An 18,544-nucleotide genomic window follows, 5' to 3' on the forward strand; every position below is an offset into this window, starting at 1 on the left:
TAGACGGAAGGACTAATTTTGTAGCGCTGTAGCGCCAGTTCCCCTAACCCGAACGCTGCCCCTGACTCAGCCGTCAACGGAATCTCGTGGCCGAATTCCGGCAATTGTCGTTTTCCGCGTCGACAATTGCTGCCGCAGTGACAATCTATGCATTTTCCATTTTAGCAACATGGTATGCTTCCCAAATAGATGATCTGTACCGTAATCGGCCAAATCGGTCTCGGTACATGGTTAATTCGCTGCGGGACGTGTGACAGTAACAATTCGGCAAAATAGTGAGGAGGGGCGTTTGATTCAGGTCATTGAGATTGACATCGGTCAGCTTGGAGTACGGTTGCCGCGCGGAGAAGTCGGAATGGTTATCGCGCAGCCGTATGTCGATTTCGTTCATTTGGAGCCGTTTCCTCTTACGCCCGCAGTACGAATTGCCGCACTGACAGGTATCGACGCCACGCTCGCCGTGGCCCGCAAATGCGCACACGGTGCCGAGAAAACCCATTTCACCATTTTTCCAGAATGCACCCTTCCTGGCCTTGACGGCTTCGACCGCATCGCGGCCGCAATGGCCGATAACAGTTGGCCTGTGGGCACGATCGTCATTGGAGGGTTTGAGGGTTTAACACGAGAGCAGTTCGGTGAACTAATTCAGAGGCCGGGCACAACACATGACGATGTGGGGAGTTCGTTAGATCGCGTCAACCCAGACCAATGGGTCAACTGCTGCGCAACATGGGCAAAGATCGCATCTGGTGACGTCCTTTGCTGGATTCAGACCAAGATTGAGCCTGCGGGCATCGAACTTCAAGTTCCTAATCAGTCCATGTTCAAGGGTCAATCCATCTACTTATTTAAAGGGACATATGCCGACACTCACTTACCATATCGATTTGCAAGCCTCATTTGCTTTGACTGGATTGGAGTCAGGGATGCACGTCGCGTATGGGAGTGGCTTTTGCAGGACATCGAGCGGACCGCTGCCGCAAAGGAAGCACAGCTCCCACTCACATGGCTGTTCGTAGCGCAATGCAATCCGGGACCGTCGCACGGTTCCTTCCTGAGTCAAGTCCAGCCGTTCTTCAATCCGATGCAGTTTCCCGGTGTTCTTCGTGAAGGCACGTGCTTAGTAATGGCGAACGTGGCAGGGAATACCGTCCCGGGCATAGCAAACCAATACGGTCAGTCAGCACTGATTTTTGCAACCGATAAGTTTATAAAGCCAGAGAATATCCCCACTTTCTGCGCGGGCGGCGAGTCTCAGCGACCTGGTAACCCACTGGAAAACTTCAAGGATGCAGTATTCCGAGAACGTGGAGCGTGCATCCACTCATTCCGTCAACTGAACCCTTCGGCCCTGCCACCAGGCGCAGCAGGCAGAAGAATTGCACTTGCTTACGCAACCGTACACCCATACCCAGGTACGGAAGATCCTAGGGCTCCCTCTGGGGTTGTTCCTGCAGTCGTAAAGTGGGTCAATGATGAACTCGACGATTCAAAAAAATCCTTGCAAGTTAAGTATCCTGATTTGCCGTTGGCTGGTGCTGCTGGAGCTGCACATCAAAAATCAGTGACCGCGCTTCGTTGGCTGCCATCGGACGCGCTAAGCAAGACGATATTGATCGCCGCTCCAGAGACAGCTAGCTCATCTGACAAATGGAGCAGAGCTCAATCTCAGGCAGTAAAGCATGTTCTGAATAGCTTCTCAATTCTCGAAGTAGCGCAATATTCGGTGACGTACCACGGTAAAGGGTCGCAGGCGACCATCACGACAGGGGACACGAGCATAGAAGTTGTGGCCGTGATCGGCCGAAGCCACGAAGAGTGCGATAAGCATGTCCTAAGCCTGCTGCCAGAGCACCGAGGTCAATTGCTATTGGTTAGTCGCGACGAAGACAATAACTCGTGGGACCCAAGGATGCGGCCATTGTTTGACCAAGTCGCTGAACCGACCAAGGAACTCAACATTACCGATCCTACCAGCGCAGTCATTCGCGTGAGCTACCGCGACGTTTTCAAAGCATACAAAGACTCCACCAACGAGGCGGAACTAAAGAAGGCAATCGATGCTGCAATCTCCTGAAGTCCTAGCCTTACCTTTAAAGCTACGCGACACATTATCATCTCTTATGGTCGAAGCGACCTTCGTAGAAGAGGCCCTTAGCGAGGATCGCTTACCCGTGCTCTTGATGCTGCGTAGCCATGCAGTCACGGCATTTGCGGTCGGCGACGAAGCTGATTACGAACCGCTTTATGATGCGTTCAAGAAGCACTACCTTAAGCGAACCGGAGAGTGGTCGGCGAAGGATGTGTCATTCGTATTCTGTGTTCCAGAGAAAACTACAGTGCACGAGTCATTCAGTTCTCGCGTCGAGGTCGATGTTTACTTCTGCAGAAAATATGTCGTTCATCTGAACCGCGACCTTGCAGGCAGCCTCGCCAGGTTGCCATTTCTCCCCCTGTCTCCTGTCACGCCAGGGATACAGACGCGCCCACCATCAGCCCAGACGTTACTTCGACAGCGCAGCTTAAAGGCGGAGCTGGCGAAGGCACTCGTTGTACCCTCGCAAAGTAGCGCGAGTTCGATTTTTAGCGCTTGTCTTGAAGGACTCTACGGCGTACCCGATAAAGTCACGAGTACGTCAGCAGAGGCGCATCCGGATCCGACCACCGAAGAGCGTGCACAGGGCACAATCAAAGCAATATCCATACAAAACTTCCGGGCCTATCGGACAAGGAAGGAGTTTGAGTTCGGATCTGCTGTCACCATCCTTTACGGTCCCAACGGATTCGGTAAGACGTCATTTTTCGACGCCATCGACTTTGCAGTCACTGGTGGCGTTGGCCGACTTGCTAAGACCAGCGGTGGCTTAGCAACCGCAGCGAAGCATCTAGACAGTGGTGATGAGTCGACCGTGGTCACACTTACGCTTGAGCGTGAAGGTACACAGCACGTTATCACTCGCAATTTAGCGGAACACAACAATGCACAGGTAAACGGAAAGGTCACTTCGAGAAAGGATGTTCTGAGTCTGTTGACTGGCGGTGCTCCAGCCGCAGCCGATAGGGTGGAAAATATGGTAGCTCTATTTCGCGCTACCCACTTATTCAGCCAGGACAGTCAAGAGCTTACTCGTGACGTTGCAGAAAAGTGCGAACTGCCTTCAGACATCGTGTCTCGCATGCTCGCGTTTGAAGACTATGTTAGCGGCTTGAAAAAAGCCGAGGATGTGCTTAAGCTTGCTCGGCAGACGTTCGCTGAGGCACGGAAGCAATTTCAAAGCGCCCACAACTCGATTGAAGCAGAAAGGGGGGAATTAAAACGCCTTGAAAGCATTGCCTCCTCAGGTACATCGCCGGACGCGCTTGATGCTCGCTTCACTGAGTTAGAACAGACGCTTTTAGCATCCGGGTTCGACGTTTCTGGCATCAGCGTTCGCGACACAAGAGCCCTTCGTGCAATGTTGGAATCTTCCGCGACTGAAGCCACCAGTTCCCGCGCGAGGGTGTCTAAAGCCCTTGAGCATGTCGCGGCCTTAAAAACGTTAGATGGGCAACGTGAATCAATGCGCGCCCAACTCGATGAACGTAAGGCACAGGTCGAAGAAACTGAGACGAGCGCCAACGAAGCATCGGAGCGCCTCGGTCTACTTACAAGTGAGGTTGCTCAACTCAAAGCACAGGAACAGTCAGTGCAGAACCAACGGGATTGGTTCACATGGGCAGCCTCGGTCCAACCGGAGTATGCACAACTGACTGCACAGAATCAAGCGGTAGCTGAAAGTCTATCCAAACTCAACCAGCTTCTTAACGAGAAAAGAGTTGACCAGTCTAACGCGTTGGTAGCCCGGCAAGATGCCGCAGCCTCGTTACAGCGACTTGTTGCCTCACAAAAGATTGCGGAAGATGCCGTGGCTCGCGTGCATCGGATTAAAGAACAGGCCGGTCACTGGGCACAGACGGAACCAAGATTGGTGGCAGCAAAAGCCATTGAGGCTAAGCTGAAAGGATTGCCAGACGCGACGCGATTGCGGTTGAGCGAAGCACAACAGGCGGTCACTGTGCAGGAACGCTTAGTTGCTCGTGTAGAGCAAGAACTGAGCTCAGCCAAAACCAACGATACTAGGCTGCAAAATCTTATTGCCGAGCTCCGCACGCACGTAGATTGCGCGACTTGCCTGCTCTGCGGTCATAATCATGGGAGTCTAGAAGCGCTTTTGGCTGCAATTGACCGACGGATGGCTCAAAGTAATCTTATTGTTCAATTGAATGAGACTCTTGCTACCGAAAGGACAAAACTTCAGACGCAGATGGCTGCGCGAAATGTCCTGACCGACGAGTTGAGCCAATACGAACAGCAGTTAAACCAAGCTATGGTTGAGCGTGATGAACTTGAGCGGCAGCGGACGGCCTATGCGTCGGCGCTAACTTCGATTGGGCTATCTCTATCGAACGATACGACACGATTGCTTACCCAAATGAGCATTCAGGTCAATGAAGCGGAAAATCTCGCTGCGAACTCCGTCCACAATTCACGGCAACTACTAGCTGCCGCAGACGCTACCCTCGCCAAAGCTCAAGATGACTATCAAGTATTAGAGCGCGAACGCCAAGCTTCCACAACTGCGCTGGAGGGGGTGAAAGACCAGCTAAACGAGCTTATTACCGAGGCGAGTCGTGGTACGGTCAATCTTTCGGAAAGCCTACCGGCGTTAGCCGCGCAACTGAGCGACCTGGAGGTACGTCTCGTTCAAGAGGGCTTGTCTATCAAAAATGCCAGCACCTTGCTAGATACTCAGAAGTCCATTCACGCAGCTGCGAAGGCAACCCTAGCAGCTGCACGTACGGGCCATCAAGAGGCAGCTCAGATTTTGAACGCATACGATACCAAAGTACAGTCTCTTGTCGCAGCGCTGACCGCTGGTGGACTGCACAGGGAGGTTAGTGATGAGCAGTTGCATCGGCGCATTCAAGATGCGTCGGAGCGCGAAACGATCGCGCTCCAGTTACGTGACCGGGTAGCCGACATCGAAGTGGCAGTAGATACGGCTGCGACTTCCGCCGCCTTCCAAAACATGCGCGATCGAATTTTGGTCAGCGAGAAGGCCGCAGAGCAGGCTGACGAGCGCGCCCGAAAGGTTGAGCCATGGGTTAGTTACTTCGAGGACGTCACGAAACTGCTAGGCAGCCAGCAAGCGGTCGCAACTGAGCATTTTATTAAACAATACGGGGCAAGGACTGCGGTGATTCAACAGCGGTTGCGGCCAGTTTATGGGTTTGGTGAAATTGAAGTTTCCAGCAAGGATTCTGCCATCAGCATCCGAGTGCACCGAAAAGGCAAGGAGTTGCGGCCTACCGACTATTTCAGTCAATCGCAGGTGCAGACGCTTGTTCTGGGACTGTTTTTGACTGCCTGTAGTTCGCAGACTTGGTCTGGATTCTCCTCGATCATGATGGACGATCCCGTGACGCACTTCGATGATCTGAATACGTATGCGCTACTGGACCTGATATTGGGGTTGCAAAGCTCACCGGAAGGCCAACGACAGTTCGTCATATCCACATGCGACGAGAAGCTACTACAACTAGCGCGACAGAAATTCAGGCACATGGGCGACGCAGCAAAATTCTATAGATTTTCAGCGATTGGCTCCGAAGGGCCATTAGTGAGTCAGATTCCTGGCTAACACACTCTCACTGAATGTCGAGTTGAACTGCGATTGAGGGCTACAGCATGTCTGGGTTGGCGGTCGTAAGAATCGTAAGCGTAAAGCCAGCATCGTCTAAACATTGAATAGCACCAGTCGCAAGATTGTCCCACTAAATTTTGGTGAAGGCAATCTTGGAGAATGGAGTTGAACACGACAAGCGCCGGCGCAGCATAAACTACCTGCTGGAGCTCAAACGTAAGTTGGCGCAACAGGCGTGCGATCCAGGAGTGTCGATGGCATAGCTGGCCTTGCAGCATAACCTCAACACGAACATAGTGTTTCGCTGCCTGGCACGATGACCGCGACTTCCACCTGGCTGACCGCGTATTGACTACGGAAGACGGCAGTTGGTGTCACGTGAGGAGTAAAGGGACGGGCGGTTGCAGGAGCGCAGGATGCAGACATGTGATTGTTTGGTGCTCTCGCCACTGCCTGGTGCTATGCGGGCCGTCACGCCTGCCGGCCTCGGTGCTGTGCCCGGATTATTGGCGAGTTACCAGCGCCTATGCCTGCGAACGCCTAAAGGTGCAACCCTCCGCTGGACATAGCCATTTCCATAAGGTAGCTTAGCCATGACTGCCCACATGTAGGCAGTCATGGCCTCCGCGAGGTGAAGTGGATATCGCAGCTTGTGATGGTTAGGGAGTGGTTTATGATAGATAAGCCTGATGATAATGACGCGGAGAAGCGCCGCACAGGTGATGTGGTAATCCAGGACAACAGCAGCGACATACTTGAAACCGGGCTAAAAATACGTAATGCAGGTTTATCTATCGGAGATGATGTTGCTACTGAATGCCAGGGGTTGTCCGCCAAAACGGCGCTAGCCCAGCCTTGTTGGCCTGTGTATGTACACTTCGGCACCTTGGTCGAGCCTGTACAGCCGGGATCGGTTCATTTGGTCGTACTCGATGCGGTTGCGGTGACCTCGCCCTGGTCAGCAATGCTCCGTTTTGCTGATCCCTATGGTCGCTCCTACGTCACCGGGCGGGTAACGATGTCGATCTGCGACAAGACAGATCCACTTTCGGATGCCCTCAAGCAGGCGTTGCAGCGCGGTGCGCGGGACGGGAAAGCTGTGCTGGTGGATCCCGCGTGGCCACTGTACACAGTGTTTCAGTCCGACCAATCCTACTTGAAGTATTCTGTCTGCGGTGCTTGGACGATGGAGCGCGTCCTGCGAGCCGTGAATGACCTAACGTATGCCCAGGCTACGGGATACCGCCCTGTGTGGTACGAAGATGTGGATGCGTCCTTGTTCGAGGATCCCACAGAGACCGGCGTCCTGCTCGATGATACGATTGAATTCGTCTACCAGATGTTTTGCAGTGAGTGTTTCAGACGCAGCAGCGATGGTCAGCGACTGGCCGAAGCACTGCGTGGCATAGACTGTGGTCCTAAAGACGCCAAAGCGTTTGAGCTATGGGTCGCGGACGCCCTGGAATTTCTCTTTGGACATGCACTTGCGCCAATTCATGTGAAGCCTAACTGCGCCAAGGCGACGCGGCGTGACATCGTTGCAAGGAACAACGGCAGCGGCCCCTTCTTTGCGCGGCTACTACGCGACTACCGCGCCAGCATGCTGGTGTTTGAGGTAAAAAACTATGCCAAACCAGAGGCGCAAGATTTCAGGCAAGTCCAGTCCTACCTCAATCATGCCCATTACGGTGATATTGGCTTCCTAGTGCCCCATGCGAGCACATTGGAGATTTCCGACGCCAACTGGGTTCAAATCCGTGAAATCTACTTCGGGGAGCGGGAGCGCAAGCTTGTACTTGTACTGCCCAGCGCATTGCTTGTTGAATTGCTCGAGACTATCGATGGACAACGCCAGGAGCAAGTCGATGAAGCAATGCAAACATGGCTTGAGCGATGCTTACTGGAGGATTTACCGCTGTAGTGCGTTTTGCTGAGCAGGCGATGCATTGAACGGAGGATACACAGAGTTTGAGAACCGGAGCAGCACCTCTGCAGGTAACCATCGAAAAACGCCATTTTCATCGGGAGGTAATCGAATGAAGAGTGAGAATATCTAGCGAAAAATTGAGCGGCTAACTATCGATAATGGTGGCTTTTCGCTAGCCAAAGCGATTTCTACTTTCGTGTGGTAAGTGACGGTTTAAAAACTTCATATCAACTTTCGGGTCAAAGCATCTTTGATGTTTTGGAGCGATTGATGATGTGGACGCAAGAGAATCGAAGCCGGCATCAGCAGGTGAGGACGGCACTCAAACGTGGCTATCCCACAGATGTGAAAGAGGAAGAGTGGTGTCTGATCGCGCCGCTGCTGCCAAGGCAAGCGAAGACTGGAAGACCTCGCAAGACGGATTTGCGCACGGTGATCAATGCGTTGCGTTACATGGTACGGTCCGGATGCGAGTGGCGCATGCTGCCCAATGATTTCCCGCCGTATCAGACGGTTTATTACTGGTTTCGGCGGCTGATGCGGCGCATGCTGTTTCGTACCATTCATGACTTGGCCGTGATGCTTGATCGCTTGTGCAATGAGCGGGAGGTGCTGCCGAGTGCCGGTGTTGTCGATAGCCAGAGCGTGAAAGCACCCGGCGCGCGAACGCGAGTTTATGACGCCAACAAGAAACTCAGCGGGCGCAAACGCCACATTGCGGTCGACACGGATGGTCGCTTGCTGGCGATGAACCTGACGCCAGCCGACATTGCCGACTCCACTGGCGCGCAGATGGTGCTCGATGGCTTGATCAAACGCTGGCCGTGGGTGAAGCATCTGTTTGGGGATGCGGCATACGACCCCAGACAGTTGATGGACAAGGCCGCGTTTCTCGACTTTACTGTGGTAGTCGTGCGCCGTCTGCAGGAGCAGCAAGGTTTCGCTGTTCAGCCAAGGCGCTGGGTGGTCGAGCGAACGTTCGCATGGCTCATGCGTTACCAGCGCCTGGTGCGCGACTACGAACAGCGCGTTGACGTGTCGGAACACATGATCTACCTGGCCATGGGATCGTTACTGCTGCATCGACTAAATTTCCGCTAAGTTATTAAACCGTCTCTAAATACACCAGCCGTATAGACTATCGATGAACAAACTGACTTTGCAAAAAAGTCTACAGGTGCGACAATCACTCTTACCGACCGCTATTAATACAAATCTTATCTAAAGTGGTGAACGATATGTCTGCAGCATAGGACCAGCATGGCTACTAAAGAACTTTTAGATGGGCTGTCAGGACTCCGTTTCCTAACTGAGTATAGGACTGGTGACTCAGATCCAGTGCAGGAATTCTATCGTCCATGCCTTCAAAAATCCAGCAATTACAAACGAGCGGTAGGATACTTTCGCTCATCTATTTACTTGATTATTGGAACTGCTGCAATTGAATTTGCTCGGCGCGGAGGAACAATACGCCTCATCTGTTCACCATCATTGACTTTCGAAGATTTGGAAAGTATCGAGTCCGGATACGAAACCCGCATTAAAAATGTCAGTGCACTCATGGTCGCAGAAATTGATCGACTGCTCGCATCAGATCGCTCGGCGTACCGGACGCGTGTACTTGCGACTTTGATTGGAATCGGATCACTCGATATTCGGTTGGCGTTGAGGCCAGAGGCGCATGGTATCTACCATGAGAAAATGGGCGTGTTCAATGACAAGGATGGTAACCGAGTAAGCTTCCTAGGTTCGGCTAACGAGACTTGGAACGCATGGCACAACAGCGGGAACCATGAAGCTATAGAGGTTTTCTGCAGCTGGCAAAGTAGTGGCGACGCAGAGCGTGTAGATCGGCATGACAAGTACTTTGAACGCCTTTGGGATGGCAAGGTCCCCGGAATCGAAATCGTACCATTTCCAGAAGCTGCGAAGCGACGTTTGGAAATCGTAGCGTTAGGAGGGATAGATGAAGTGGAAATGGCGAATCTAGAGATAGTCGTTCAAAAACGAACAGCGTTGCCGCACCAGGCTGCGGCGATAGACGCATGGAAAGCTGCTGGGTGTCGCGGTGTTTTCGAGCACGCGACTGGCAGTGGCAAAACTTTCACTGCATTGCTAGCGATTAAGGAACACATTAGTAGAGGTCAACCTGCACTCATTCTCGTCCCCAGTTCTCTTCTCCTTGAGCAGTGGGCATCTGAGATTCGTGAAGAATTGCCAGAGGCGACGTTGCTTCTTGCTGGTTCTGGAAACGATCGATGGAAACGCTCCGGACGTCTTCGTAGCCTTACGGATCCCGCCATCGATCTAGGTCCCCGCATTATTCTTTCGACCATGCAAACAGCGGCTACTGAAGATTTCATTGTTGGCACTCATGGAGGAGAGCATTTAATGATTGTTGCCGACGAATGCCATCAAGTCGGAAGCCCGTTTAACGCTCGAATATATCGGATTGATAGCGGCCCTCGACTTGGACTTAGTGCAACGCCGGTACGTTATGGCGATCCTGATGGAACCGCAGGACTATTTGCATTCTTTGGTCCAGTTATCCCTCCACCTATCACTCTAGTCGATGCAATACACTCAGGGCGCTTGGTAGAGTACGAATACCATCCTCATCCGGTGCATCTAACATCTGAGGAAGCTGAGCGCTGGAAGGTGTTGACGCGCAGGATCTTTCTAGAGATGCGTAATGGCGGTGAGGATTCCATAGGCGTGCGGACGCTCTCAGAGAAAGCAAAAATGCTCTTGATCGAACGATCCAGAATTGCAAAAAAAGCGATTGGAAAGATTCCATTGGCTGCCACCACTCTTCGCGATTCATATGTGAAAGGCCAACGCTGGCTTGTGTACTGTGAGGACGGCCAACAATTACGCGATGTCATGGAAGCACTAAGTGACGTTGGAATTCAGCCAGTCGAATACCACAGTGCGATGGCCGGTGATCGTGCTGCCACCCTCGCTTGGTTTCGCACATTCGGCGGAGTCTTGGTCTCGATAAAATGCTTAGATGAAGGCGTCGATATTCCATCCATCGATCATGCCATGATCCTCGCCTCGTCTCAGAATCCTCGACAGTTCATCCAAAGGCGCGGGCGTGTTTTGAGAAGTTCAAGAGACAAGTACCTAGCCGTAATTCATGACGCGATCGTTGTACCCGTGAACTTGGAAAATGAACCAGATCAGCTTTCTCTACTTAAGAGCGAGTTTCTACGGGCGATCGAATTCGCTAATTCTGCAATAAACAGAACTGCCGGCGCTGATCTGCGGGCGATGGCAACTACACTCGGATTCGACCCAGAATCCAATTTTGAAATCGGAATTGAAGAGGACGATACTGAATGATGAATTCCACAGATTCCAACGATATGGCGCTCAGCACCCTGCTATCTGTTGCAAAAGAGATTGGCTCCGATTTACCTGAGGAGTTGCTGCGAAAGGTATTCGCCCTTCAACGACTTCATCAATTTGATGTAGACCGTGACGTATCAATGCAGGAATTGCAGCGCTTAATTGAAGATCATATTGGACACTCACAGAATAACGGAGTTGCAGTATGAAACTCACTTCATTAACGATTGAAAATTTCATGCCGTATAAAGGTGAGACTACGCTCACATTTCCGCAGGACCCAACACGAAATGTGATGGTAGTCTTCGGTGACAATATGCGGGGGAAAACAAGCCTATTGAACGCGATACGGTGGGTATTTTATGGGAAAGCGTTTGGTCGTCACCTCAGCGAACTGCCTGTTAACGAACTACTCAACCGAGAAGCTGCTCTGGAAGGGTCATGGACGATGGAGGTTAGCGTCCGATTCGAAGCCGATGGTCACCGTTATGACCTACGCAGAAGGGCTAGCAAACGCGCTCATGTTGCGCAACCATCCAGGCCTGAAGATTTTGACGTAGCTTTCATGCTCCAGAAGGACAATATGGCCGTATCAGGCCACCTTATCGACGCCGAAATAAATCGTTTCGCGCCTGAGCAAGTTTCTCGTTTTTTTCTATTCGATGGCGAGTTGCTCCAAGAATATGAAACATTGCTGATTGAAGGAAGTGAAAAAGGAAAGCTCATCAAGGATGCTATTGAACAGGTTCTTGGAGTGCCAACACTCGTGCACGGCCGCCATGAGGCGGCAACACTGCTTCGCGGTGCGCAAAAGCAACAGACAAAGGACCTTTCTCATGTAGCAGGTCTAGAAAGCCAAGCACATCGCCAAGCATCTTGGCAAACGAAGCTAGAGACCTTCGAGAACGATATGGAGTCACTCAAAACAAAGTTAGCCGCGACTAAACTTGAGCGAACGACTCTAGATGACGATCTTGAAAAGGTTGATCAAGTGCATCAGTCAAAAATCCGCCTGGATTTCGCGAAAGAGCGACAAAAGGAAATTATTGCTCAGCAAAAGGCCTTGGCTGAGGAAAGGCTAGCCCTTTTGCGCGATGCGTGGCGCGACCTTCTCCAACCCAAACTCTCAGTCAAACAAGCTTTCCTTTTCGGCGAGCAATCTAAGATAACAGGTCAAATGGATGAACGCAGCAAGCTAGAGGCTCGCGCGTCCGATCTGCGAAAGATACTTGACACTTCTTCCTGCCCGACTTGTGGGCAAGATCTCCCAGAAAACGGGAGAACCATTGCTGGCACTGAACTGGGCGGCGTGGAATCCCTCCTCCGCACGATGACATTGGACCGTGGTGGCCTTACGCGAGTGTCTGCTGAAATTCAGGAAATTACTAAGCTACTTCGACCTGGTGTTGGCCCTAGAATTCAGGCAATTGATGCTGAAAATCGCAAGCTGGGAGTTCAGCTCACCCGAGTGGAGAACGATGCAGAGGCACTTAGCGAGGAGATCAAAGGGCACGATGTTGCGGACATCGCGCGAAAGCGAGTTTTACGTGATGGATTGCTCCGCGAAGAGGGACAAATTGCGGGTGATATTTCGTCGGATCAAAAGGATATTGATTCAGCCAAGAAGGAATTGGCGATCATTGCTAAGGCACTGCAAAACCTTCCCCAAGCCAGGGCTAGTCGGAGTACGGCCATGGTGCGCGTATACACAACTTTAGAGCAGGTGTTTGGGGAAAGCATTGAGCGGCTTCGCAACAATCTGCGGGGCGAAGTTGAAGCGCGAGCTACGGAGTCGTTCAAGAAATTGACCACTCAGAAGGCATACCAAGGGCTAGAGATCAACAAAAATTATGGACTCACCATCCTCGATGAAAAAGGCGCCAAGGTAACGGTGCGAAGCGCTGGCGCCGAACAAATTGTTGCACTATCTTTGATCGACGGCCTTGCCCGTACAGGTCGTGCTGCAGGACCGGTGGTGATGGATACACCGTTTGGGCGACTAGACCTAACGCATCGAGAAAACATATTGCGCTACTTACCTACGACAACAAGCCAACTAATCTTATTAGTACACGACGGTGAGATCCGAAAAGAGACCGATCTATCGCCAATCGCGGAGCGAATCGGCGCTGCGTACGAAATAAAAGAAGTTAACAGCAGACATTCGAAGATTGAAAAGGTAATTTCATGATCACACCATTGAAAGAGCCGACTATGATCGGCCTGAGTGAAAAGACGAAAATTGTTCTAGAACGTCTCAAGGAAGATGGTCATTTTTCCGACATGGCAGACGCCTACCGTTTCGGAATAGCATTGGCACTCGCTCATGGTGTAATTCCAAACGATCCCCCGTCGCCACGTGGAACTATTTACAGCGTGGCCACAATTGATCCCGATCGAGAATTCGCGACGGCGATCCGTGCTCTGATGGATACCAATGAAGTCCCAATCTATCGGTGGGTCGAGCGACTCGCTGAGTGGGGCGTTACAGAACTAGGCCGGCGCTCAGAAAATGGGGAAATAGATTTCGGCGCGATTCTCGAAGAAGCTGCTCGATCGGATGGCGTCTAACAACCGTGAGCCAACTACGTGCTTTTTTACTTGTACGCCTCGACGAACGCAAATGGAATATATCAGTTCATCGTGAGCTTGGTTCGGTATTCGCCGCTTGGAACGAGCTCGCCGCCCTTAGTCAAGGGGCTGTTGTGCACGTTGGTTTTTGGCGACCGGACACTGCAGCCTTTGAAAAACTACTCGATCAATGGAAAGGCAGAGTTCTTATAAGCGAATCGGCGCGTTTTGCTCTCCCTTCGCCTTGCATCGTCGCCCCATGTCCAGCGGGCGAAATTGAAGGAATTCCATTTTACGTTTCGCTTACCGGATGGGGCTATGAAACGACGGCGGATGAACTCGGCCTTTCGATAATTCCACAAGCAAGACTTGTAGGAGCCACCCCGCCACTTGGACGGCGCGACCTATTTATCGACGAGCATTGGTATGATGAATTGTCGCGTCAAAATCCAGAGCAAGCCAACGCTGCAGCGAAGTTTGGCGTAGTCAACGAAGAAACCTATCTCTCCCTTGAGCATGGTCTAACGCCAGAGCTTCGCCAAACAATGGGCTGGAATCGTTATGTCTACTATTCTGGCTGTGAACCTGACGAAGAACAATTTGTGGATCAACTTCGTTATGCTCCACCATGGCTACTATCGCTCCCGATCTCAGTGCTCAGTCTGTCAGTTCGCCCCCAGAACTGCATGCGCGAAAATTCCATAGCAACGATCGAAGACTTGGCGAATATAGGTGCTGAGGCGATCTTAAAATTCCCGAAAATGGGTAGAAAGTCGCTCAAGGAAATAAACGAGAAACTTATTCTGACATTTCGTGAAGGTCCATCTTCCCCTCTGGTTCGCATATATCTCAACTCAGGTCGCTCAAGTTTCACGGGGACTCACTTTGCAAAATTATTGCAGACATCCAAGGAACAGGAGGATACCAACGAGAATCAAGCAGCCGCCGAGATCATAGACAACAATTCAGGTAACTTCGCGGATGCCCTAGCTCTCGGATTTTCTCTGCTGAGAGATTCAGAGTGCAAAATAATGCGACTACGTATGGGCATAGGTAGCCGGTCGCGTACATTGCAAGAAATAGGAGAAGAATTTGGTGTTTCACGCGAGCGAATTCGTCAAAGAGAGTCCAAGTGCATCGCGAGAATTAATCGTCATCTAGTTTGGTCGAGGGATATCGAACCACGACTTGAAAGAATGTTGGAAAATCGTCAAGAGCCCTTACCACTCTTTGGCTTGGAGATCCTTGACCCGTGGTTTGTAGGGGTAGAGCTCCAAGAGCAAGCGTTCGAATACATTTTAGATCGCTTCACCTCAAATCGTTTCTCACTAGTACGGGTGAGGGGACAGGTTTTTGTTTCTAAACTCACGCAAAATATATGGGACGAGAAGGTAAAAACGTCGCGTCGAATTTTAGTAGCCGCCGTGGATCGTGCTCCTAAAGAACTCGACATCCGAGCTTCTATTGAGTCATTACTAATTGGCCCAGGGGAAGAACTCCGTACCGAGCTATGGTCTGAAGCTACCCGGTGGGCGAACTTTGCCAATCAAAGTAGCGACAGCACTGCCAAGGTGCTAGTAAGTTATGGTTATGGAGCCGAGGGAATTGTAGAGGCTGTCCTAACGGAGTCTGACAAACCACTTCATTATTCAGAGATATCACAGCGCTGTAATGAACGCTATGGCAAACAGGTAGATGTGCGACGAGCACATCAATCCGCATTGAACGTTGGACTTCTTTTTGGGAGAGGAGTTTACGGACTAAGGAAACACTTCCCTTTGTCAGATGCTGAATGCAGCCTATTGATTGCAGAAGCAGAAGATCTCATTGTTGGCGCTGACACTCAAAAGCAGTGGCATGCTCGGGAAATCACGGAGGCAATTGAGGAGCGAGGCATTGATTTTGGCGGGAGGTTGAATCAGTACGTCACTTCAATTGCTCTAGAACGTTCACGAAACCTTGCTGACCTTGGGAGAATGGTCTGGGCGTCGAGATCGACCGGCGCCCGTGGAACCGCAAATCGTATAGACGTACATCAAGCTATCGTTTCGTATTTACTCACGGAAGGCCGCCCGATGCACTCAGATGAGATCAGGGAGCGAATTGCGCAAGACCGTGGATTGAGCGGCTACTTTCAAATTCAGCCGGCTGGAGACCTATTACACATGGGCCCTGGTCTGTGGGGTCTCGCCTCACGCGACTCGCCATTATCAACAAGCGAAAGCGAAGAACTAATCGAAGCACTCACCAATGCTTTAGAGTTACGCGGTAAGGGTTTACATGTTTCTGAACTCAAGGGCGCGCTACACCCGATTATCAAGCATGTCGAAAGAATTGGCGATCCAGCAATCATTTTAGGAATAGCTCAAAGAAGCAGTCGATGCGCCATAGCGAAAGGACAGTATGTTTTCTTACCTGGCTGGGGTGATCCGCGTCGCCTAACCGCAGTTGAGGCTGTGAAACGAGCAATACGAAAAGCTGGTCTAGGTGGGATGACGCTCAATGAATGTGCTGCAATGGCGGAAGCTTTAGCCGAGCGGTCAATACCACGAACGTTTGTCAGCAATATTTTAGCTGGGCAAATCGGCGCAAATTTTGATGACGTAAGATCTCGGTGGACTCCACCGTCCGACGATGCGAACGATGGTTGCGACGATGCCGATTTCCAAACTAACTAAGCGGTTTCAGAAGTCGGGGGGCGAGCTTCGCCACCATCAGCCGCTAGTGGTGTATCTGCGTCCGAGACGGGCACGGCGCATGGCGTATGGATTGTGTATGACGACGGTTTCATTTTCGCTATGCTCTTCACGTCACCGTCAAATCGCCCAACTGCACCTTCCAGATAGCTTGCATTTAGCTCTACACATGCCCACCGGCGTTCCAATGCTTCTGCTACCATGCCTGTAACGCACGAACCGCCAAACGGGTCAAATACAAGATCCCCCGGATCGGTGAGCATTTTTATGAAATATTCCGGCAGCAGTGCCGGAAACCGCGCTGGGTGTATTTCGACGCCATTCTCATTGCAGAAATCTTGATACTGACCGTTAGACTCCGTATTTGCGATCGCAAGCAAATTGGGAGGCACAGAACCTCCGTTATCAGTACCAAATTTTTCACTTATCACATGACCACTCGGCCGTGTCTTCGCTTGATATCCATTCTTAAGCAAATCCTTCATACGGTCGCTATATGGCGCAAGAACACGGCGATTGCTAGCCTTAGGGAACGGCGTCTTCGATAACCACCAGACACAGTTGACCGCATCTTTTACTCGGACCCGCCTGATATTTACCCATTCGGCGGGCGTTGGTAGCTTTGACGGATTCCACCAGTAATGCTCTTGACATAAATGAAACCCATATTCCTCACACAACATAATTAGAAGTTCAAAATGATAGAGACTTCTAGTAGGTAATCCGGATTTCCACGCGCCACCAATGTCAATCACAAGACTGCCTTGATCCTTAAGAACGCGACAAAATGCCTCTGCAAAAGGGCGAAACCATTCGCAATACATATGCGAGTCTTCGTTCCCGTACGTTTTTTTACGTACCAATCCGAATGGAGGCGAAGTCATAATCAAATCGACACTGCCGGTTTCCGCTTTTGCCATCCAATCTAGCGAGTCACCATTCCACATGGTTCCCAAATTGGTCTTGTGATATTTAGTAAGAGGGCGTTTTATCCTGGGCTGAGATCTGATCTTCGTCTTTGTTTTCGCGTCCGCGTTAGCAAGGAATCGGAAATATTCACTAAGCGATCTAAAGCCTCGCTCTTTCGCTCGATCCGTAATCGTTTGTTTTTCAACTTCACTCAGGCGTAGCGACGCTGTCGTTTCTCTTGGCACATCTGTGAGGGGTCTTGCCATTTTCTATTTCGCCTAGTATGGATTGCGTAATACAGTCGCCAGACGGGTTTTCGTATTACAAAATGTAATTGTCGCGCGCTCAGGTCTATGTATGCAAGGACCATTTGGTATTTTGCATAATTAAGTCCGCCGAAGGCTCATCTTCTACAGTAAACCCGGGATTTTTCTCTTTGCGACTGGCCTGATGTAACGCTCTAACGTGATGTCAGACCGATGGCCCGTCTGTTCACGGATCTGATATGGCTGAAGTCCCGCTGTCGCCGCTTCCGTGCAGTAGCCCGCCCGCAGGCTGTGCCCAGCTACCATCTCAGCTGCCTCGTCGCCTGCCGTAAGTCTCACAGCGGCCTTTACGATCAACGCCACAGACTGTGGAGTGAGCGCCTTGCATCCGACCAGCTTGTCATGCCGATTGATCGGTCTGAAGAGTGGTCCGCTGTCGATACCAGCTAATACGAGCCAGTTCTTCAAAACCTTGACCGGACAGCAACTACCGCGCGCACAAGGTATGAACACTGTCCGCCCAGCCCCCTCCTGGTCGGTCTTGGAACGACGCAGTAATAACTCCACGCCGCTATCGTGATAGGTGATGTCCTCATATCGAAGTCCGACGAGCTCAGACCGGCGAAATGCGCCTGCAAATCCGACCAAAATTAGCGCCTTGTCTCGTGCCGCCCTCATTGCCATTTGTTGGTCGATGTGAATCATCATAGCGATCATGTCATCTTTTACTAAAGCGGTCACTCGCCTCTGCTTAACCCCGACCGTTCGACGAATGCCTTGCATCGTTCGCTTGACCAAGTAATCCTTAATGGGGGATTCCAGCCCTTGATCGACATGTGCCCTGTGGATAGCGATAAGGCGATGTTGCAAAGTGGCAACTGCCAAAGTGCCGGCAAAGCTCGCCAGATATTCAGCGACCATCGCGACGCTTGCTGGTATGGCTCCACCATGCTGCTTAAAATGGCGAATGTCCGCGTCGTAGGCCCGCGTGGTGGCGTTTGACTGCGCCGCTGCGGAGTAACTCACCACGAGCGCTGATGGTGCCGCCTGCGGCGATTTGACTGACCCCACAGTTTGGACTGATTTTGATGAATTCGTGGAGGGCTTGCTTGAGATTTTCATAGTTGCTTTCGATGCGCT

11 protein-coding genes are annotated in these 18,544 nt (G+C 51.4%); 9 read left to right on the forward strand and 2 right to left on the reverse strand.

Going from position 1 to position 18,544, the window contains the following annotated elements:
• Window positions 1-289 precede the first annotated feature (289 nt).
• The 9 genes from GCN78_RS03600 to GCN78_RS03640 all read left to right on the forward strand — a co-directional run bounded on the left by GCN78_RS03600 (window position 290) and on the right by GCN78_RS03640 (window position 16,211).
• Window positions 290-2,077 (forward strand): hypothetical protein, encoded by a 1,788-nt coding sequence (locus GCN78_RS03600; RefSeq protein ID WP_152250453.1) that lies wholly within the window; start codon window positions 290-292, stop codon window positions 2,075-2,077.
• Window positions 2,061-5,681, forward strand: a complete 3,621-nt coding sequence (locus tag GCN78_RS03605; RefSeq protein WP_152250454.1) for an AAA family ATPase — start codon at window positions 2,061-2,063, stop codon at window positions 5,679-5,681. Before GCN78_RS03600 ends, GCN78_RS03605 begins: the two co-directional genes overlap by 17 nt.
• A 676-nt stretch (window positions 5,682-6,357) precedes the next feature.
• A complete protein-coding gene (locus GCN78_RS03610; protein ID WP_152250455.1) occupies window positions 6,358-7,605 on the forward strand; it encodes a hypothetical protein in 1,248 nt (415 codons plus the stop codon).
• A 279-nt stretch (window positions 7,606-7,884) separates the two neighbouring features.
• Window positions 7,885-8,712: an IS5 family transposase gene (locus GCN78_RS03615; RefSeq protein ID WP_152250586.1), complete on the forward strand. Its 828-nt coding sequence runs from the start codon at window positions 7,885-7,887 to the stop codon at window positions 8,710-8,712.
• 159 nt (window positions 8,713-8,871) lie between these two features.
• Window positions 8,872-10,956 (forward strand): DEAD/DEAH box helicase family protein, encoded by a 2,085-nt coding sequence (locus GCN78_RS03620; protein ID WP_152250456.1) that lies wholly within the window; start codon window positions 8,872-8,874, stop codon window positions 10,954-10,956.
• Window positions 10,953-11,171, forward strand: a complete 219-nt coding sequence (locus GCN78_RS03625) for a DNA modification system-associated small protein (protein WP_152250457.1) — start codon at window positions 10,953-10,955, stop codon at window positions 11,169-11,171. Before GCN78_RS03620 ends, GCN78_RS03625 begins: the two co-directional genes overlap by 4 nt.
• Window positions 11,168-13,153, forward strand: a complete 1,986-nt coding sequence (locus tag GCN78_RS03630) for an AAA family ATPase (protein WP_152250458.1) — start codon at window positions 11,168-11,170, stop codon at window positions 13,151-13,153. Before GCN78_RS03625 ends, GCN78_RS03630 begins: the two co-directional genes overlap by 4 nt.
• On the forward strand, window positions 13,150-13,533 hold the full coding sequence (locus tag GCN78_RS03635) for a hypothetical protein (RefSeq protein WP_152250459.1): 384 nt from the start codon (window positions 13,150-13,152) through the stop codon (window positions 13,531-13,533). The genes GCN78_RS03630 and GCN78_RS03635 overlap by 4 nt, the downstream gene beginning before the upstream one ends.
• A 5-nt stretch (window positions 13,534-13,538) precedes the next feature.
• The gene (locus GCN78_RS03640; RefSeq protein WP_152250460.1) at window positions 13,539-16,211 is read left to right on the forward strand and encodes a DNA-directed RNA polymerase subunit alpha C-terminal domain-containing protein; all 2,673 of its coding nucleotides are present in this window, start codon (window positions 13,539-13,541) and stop codon (window positions 16,209-16,211) included.
• Here the strand turns inward: GCN78_RS03640 and GCN78_RS03645 are convergent.
• A complete protein-coding gene (locus GCN78_RS03645) occupies window positions 16,208-17,404 on the reverse strand; it encodes a DNA-methyltransferase (protein ID WP_152250461.1) in 1,197 nt (398 codons plus the stop codon). The two genes, GCN78_RS03640 and GCN78_RS03645, sit on opposite strands and share 4 nt — an antisense overlap.
• 144 nt (window positions 17,405-17,548) lie before the next feature.
• A complete protein-coding gene (locus GCN78_RS03650) occupies window positions 17,549-18,526 on the reverse strand; it encodes a site-specific integrase (RefSeq protein WP_226939442.1) in 978 nt (325 codons plus the stop codon).
• Window positions 18,527-18,544 lie beyond the last annotated feature (18 nt).

The sequence above is a fragment of the Janthinobacterium rivuli genome, from assembly GCF_009208735.1.
Taxonomy (GTDB): domain Bacteria; phylum Pseudomonadota; class Gammaproteobacteria; order Burkholderiales; family Burkholderiaceae_D; genus Janthinobacterium.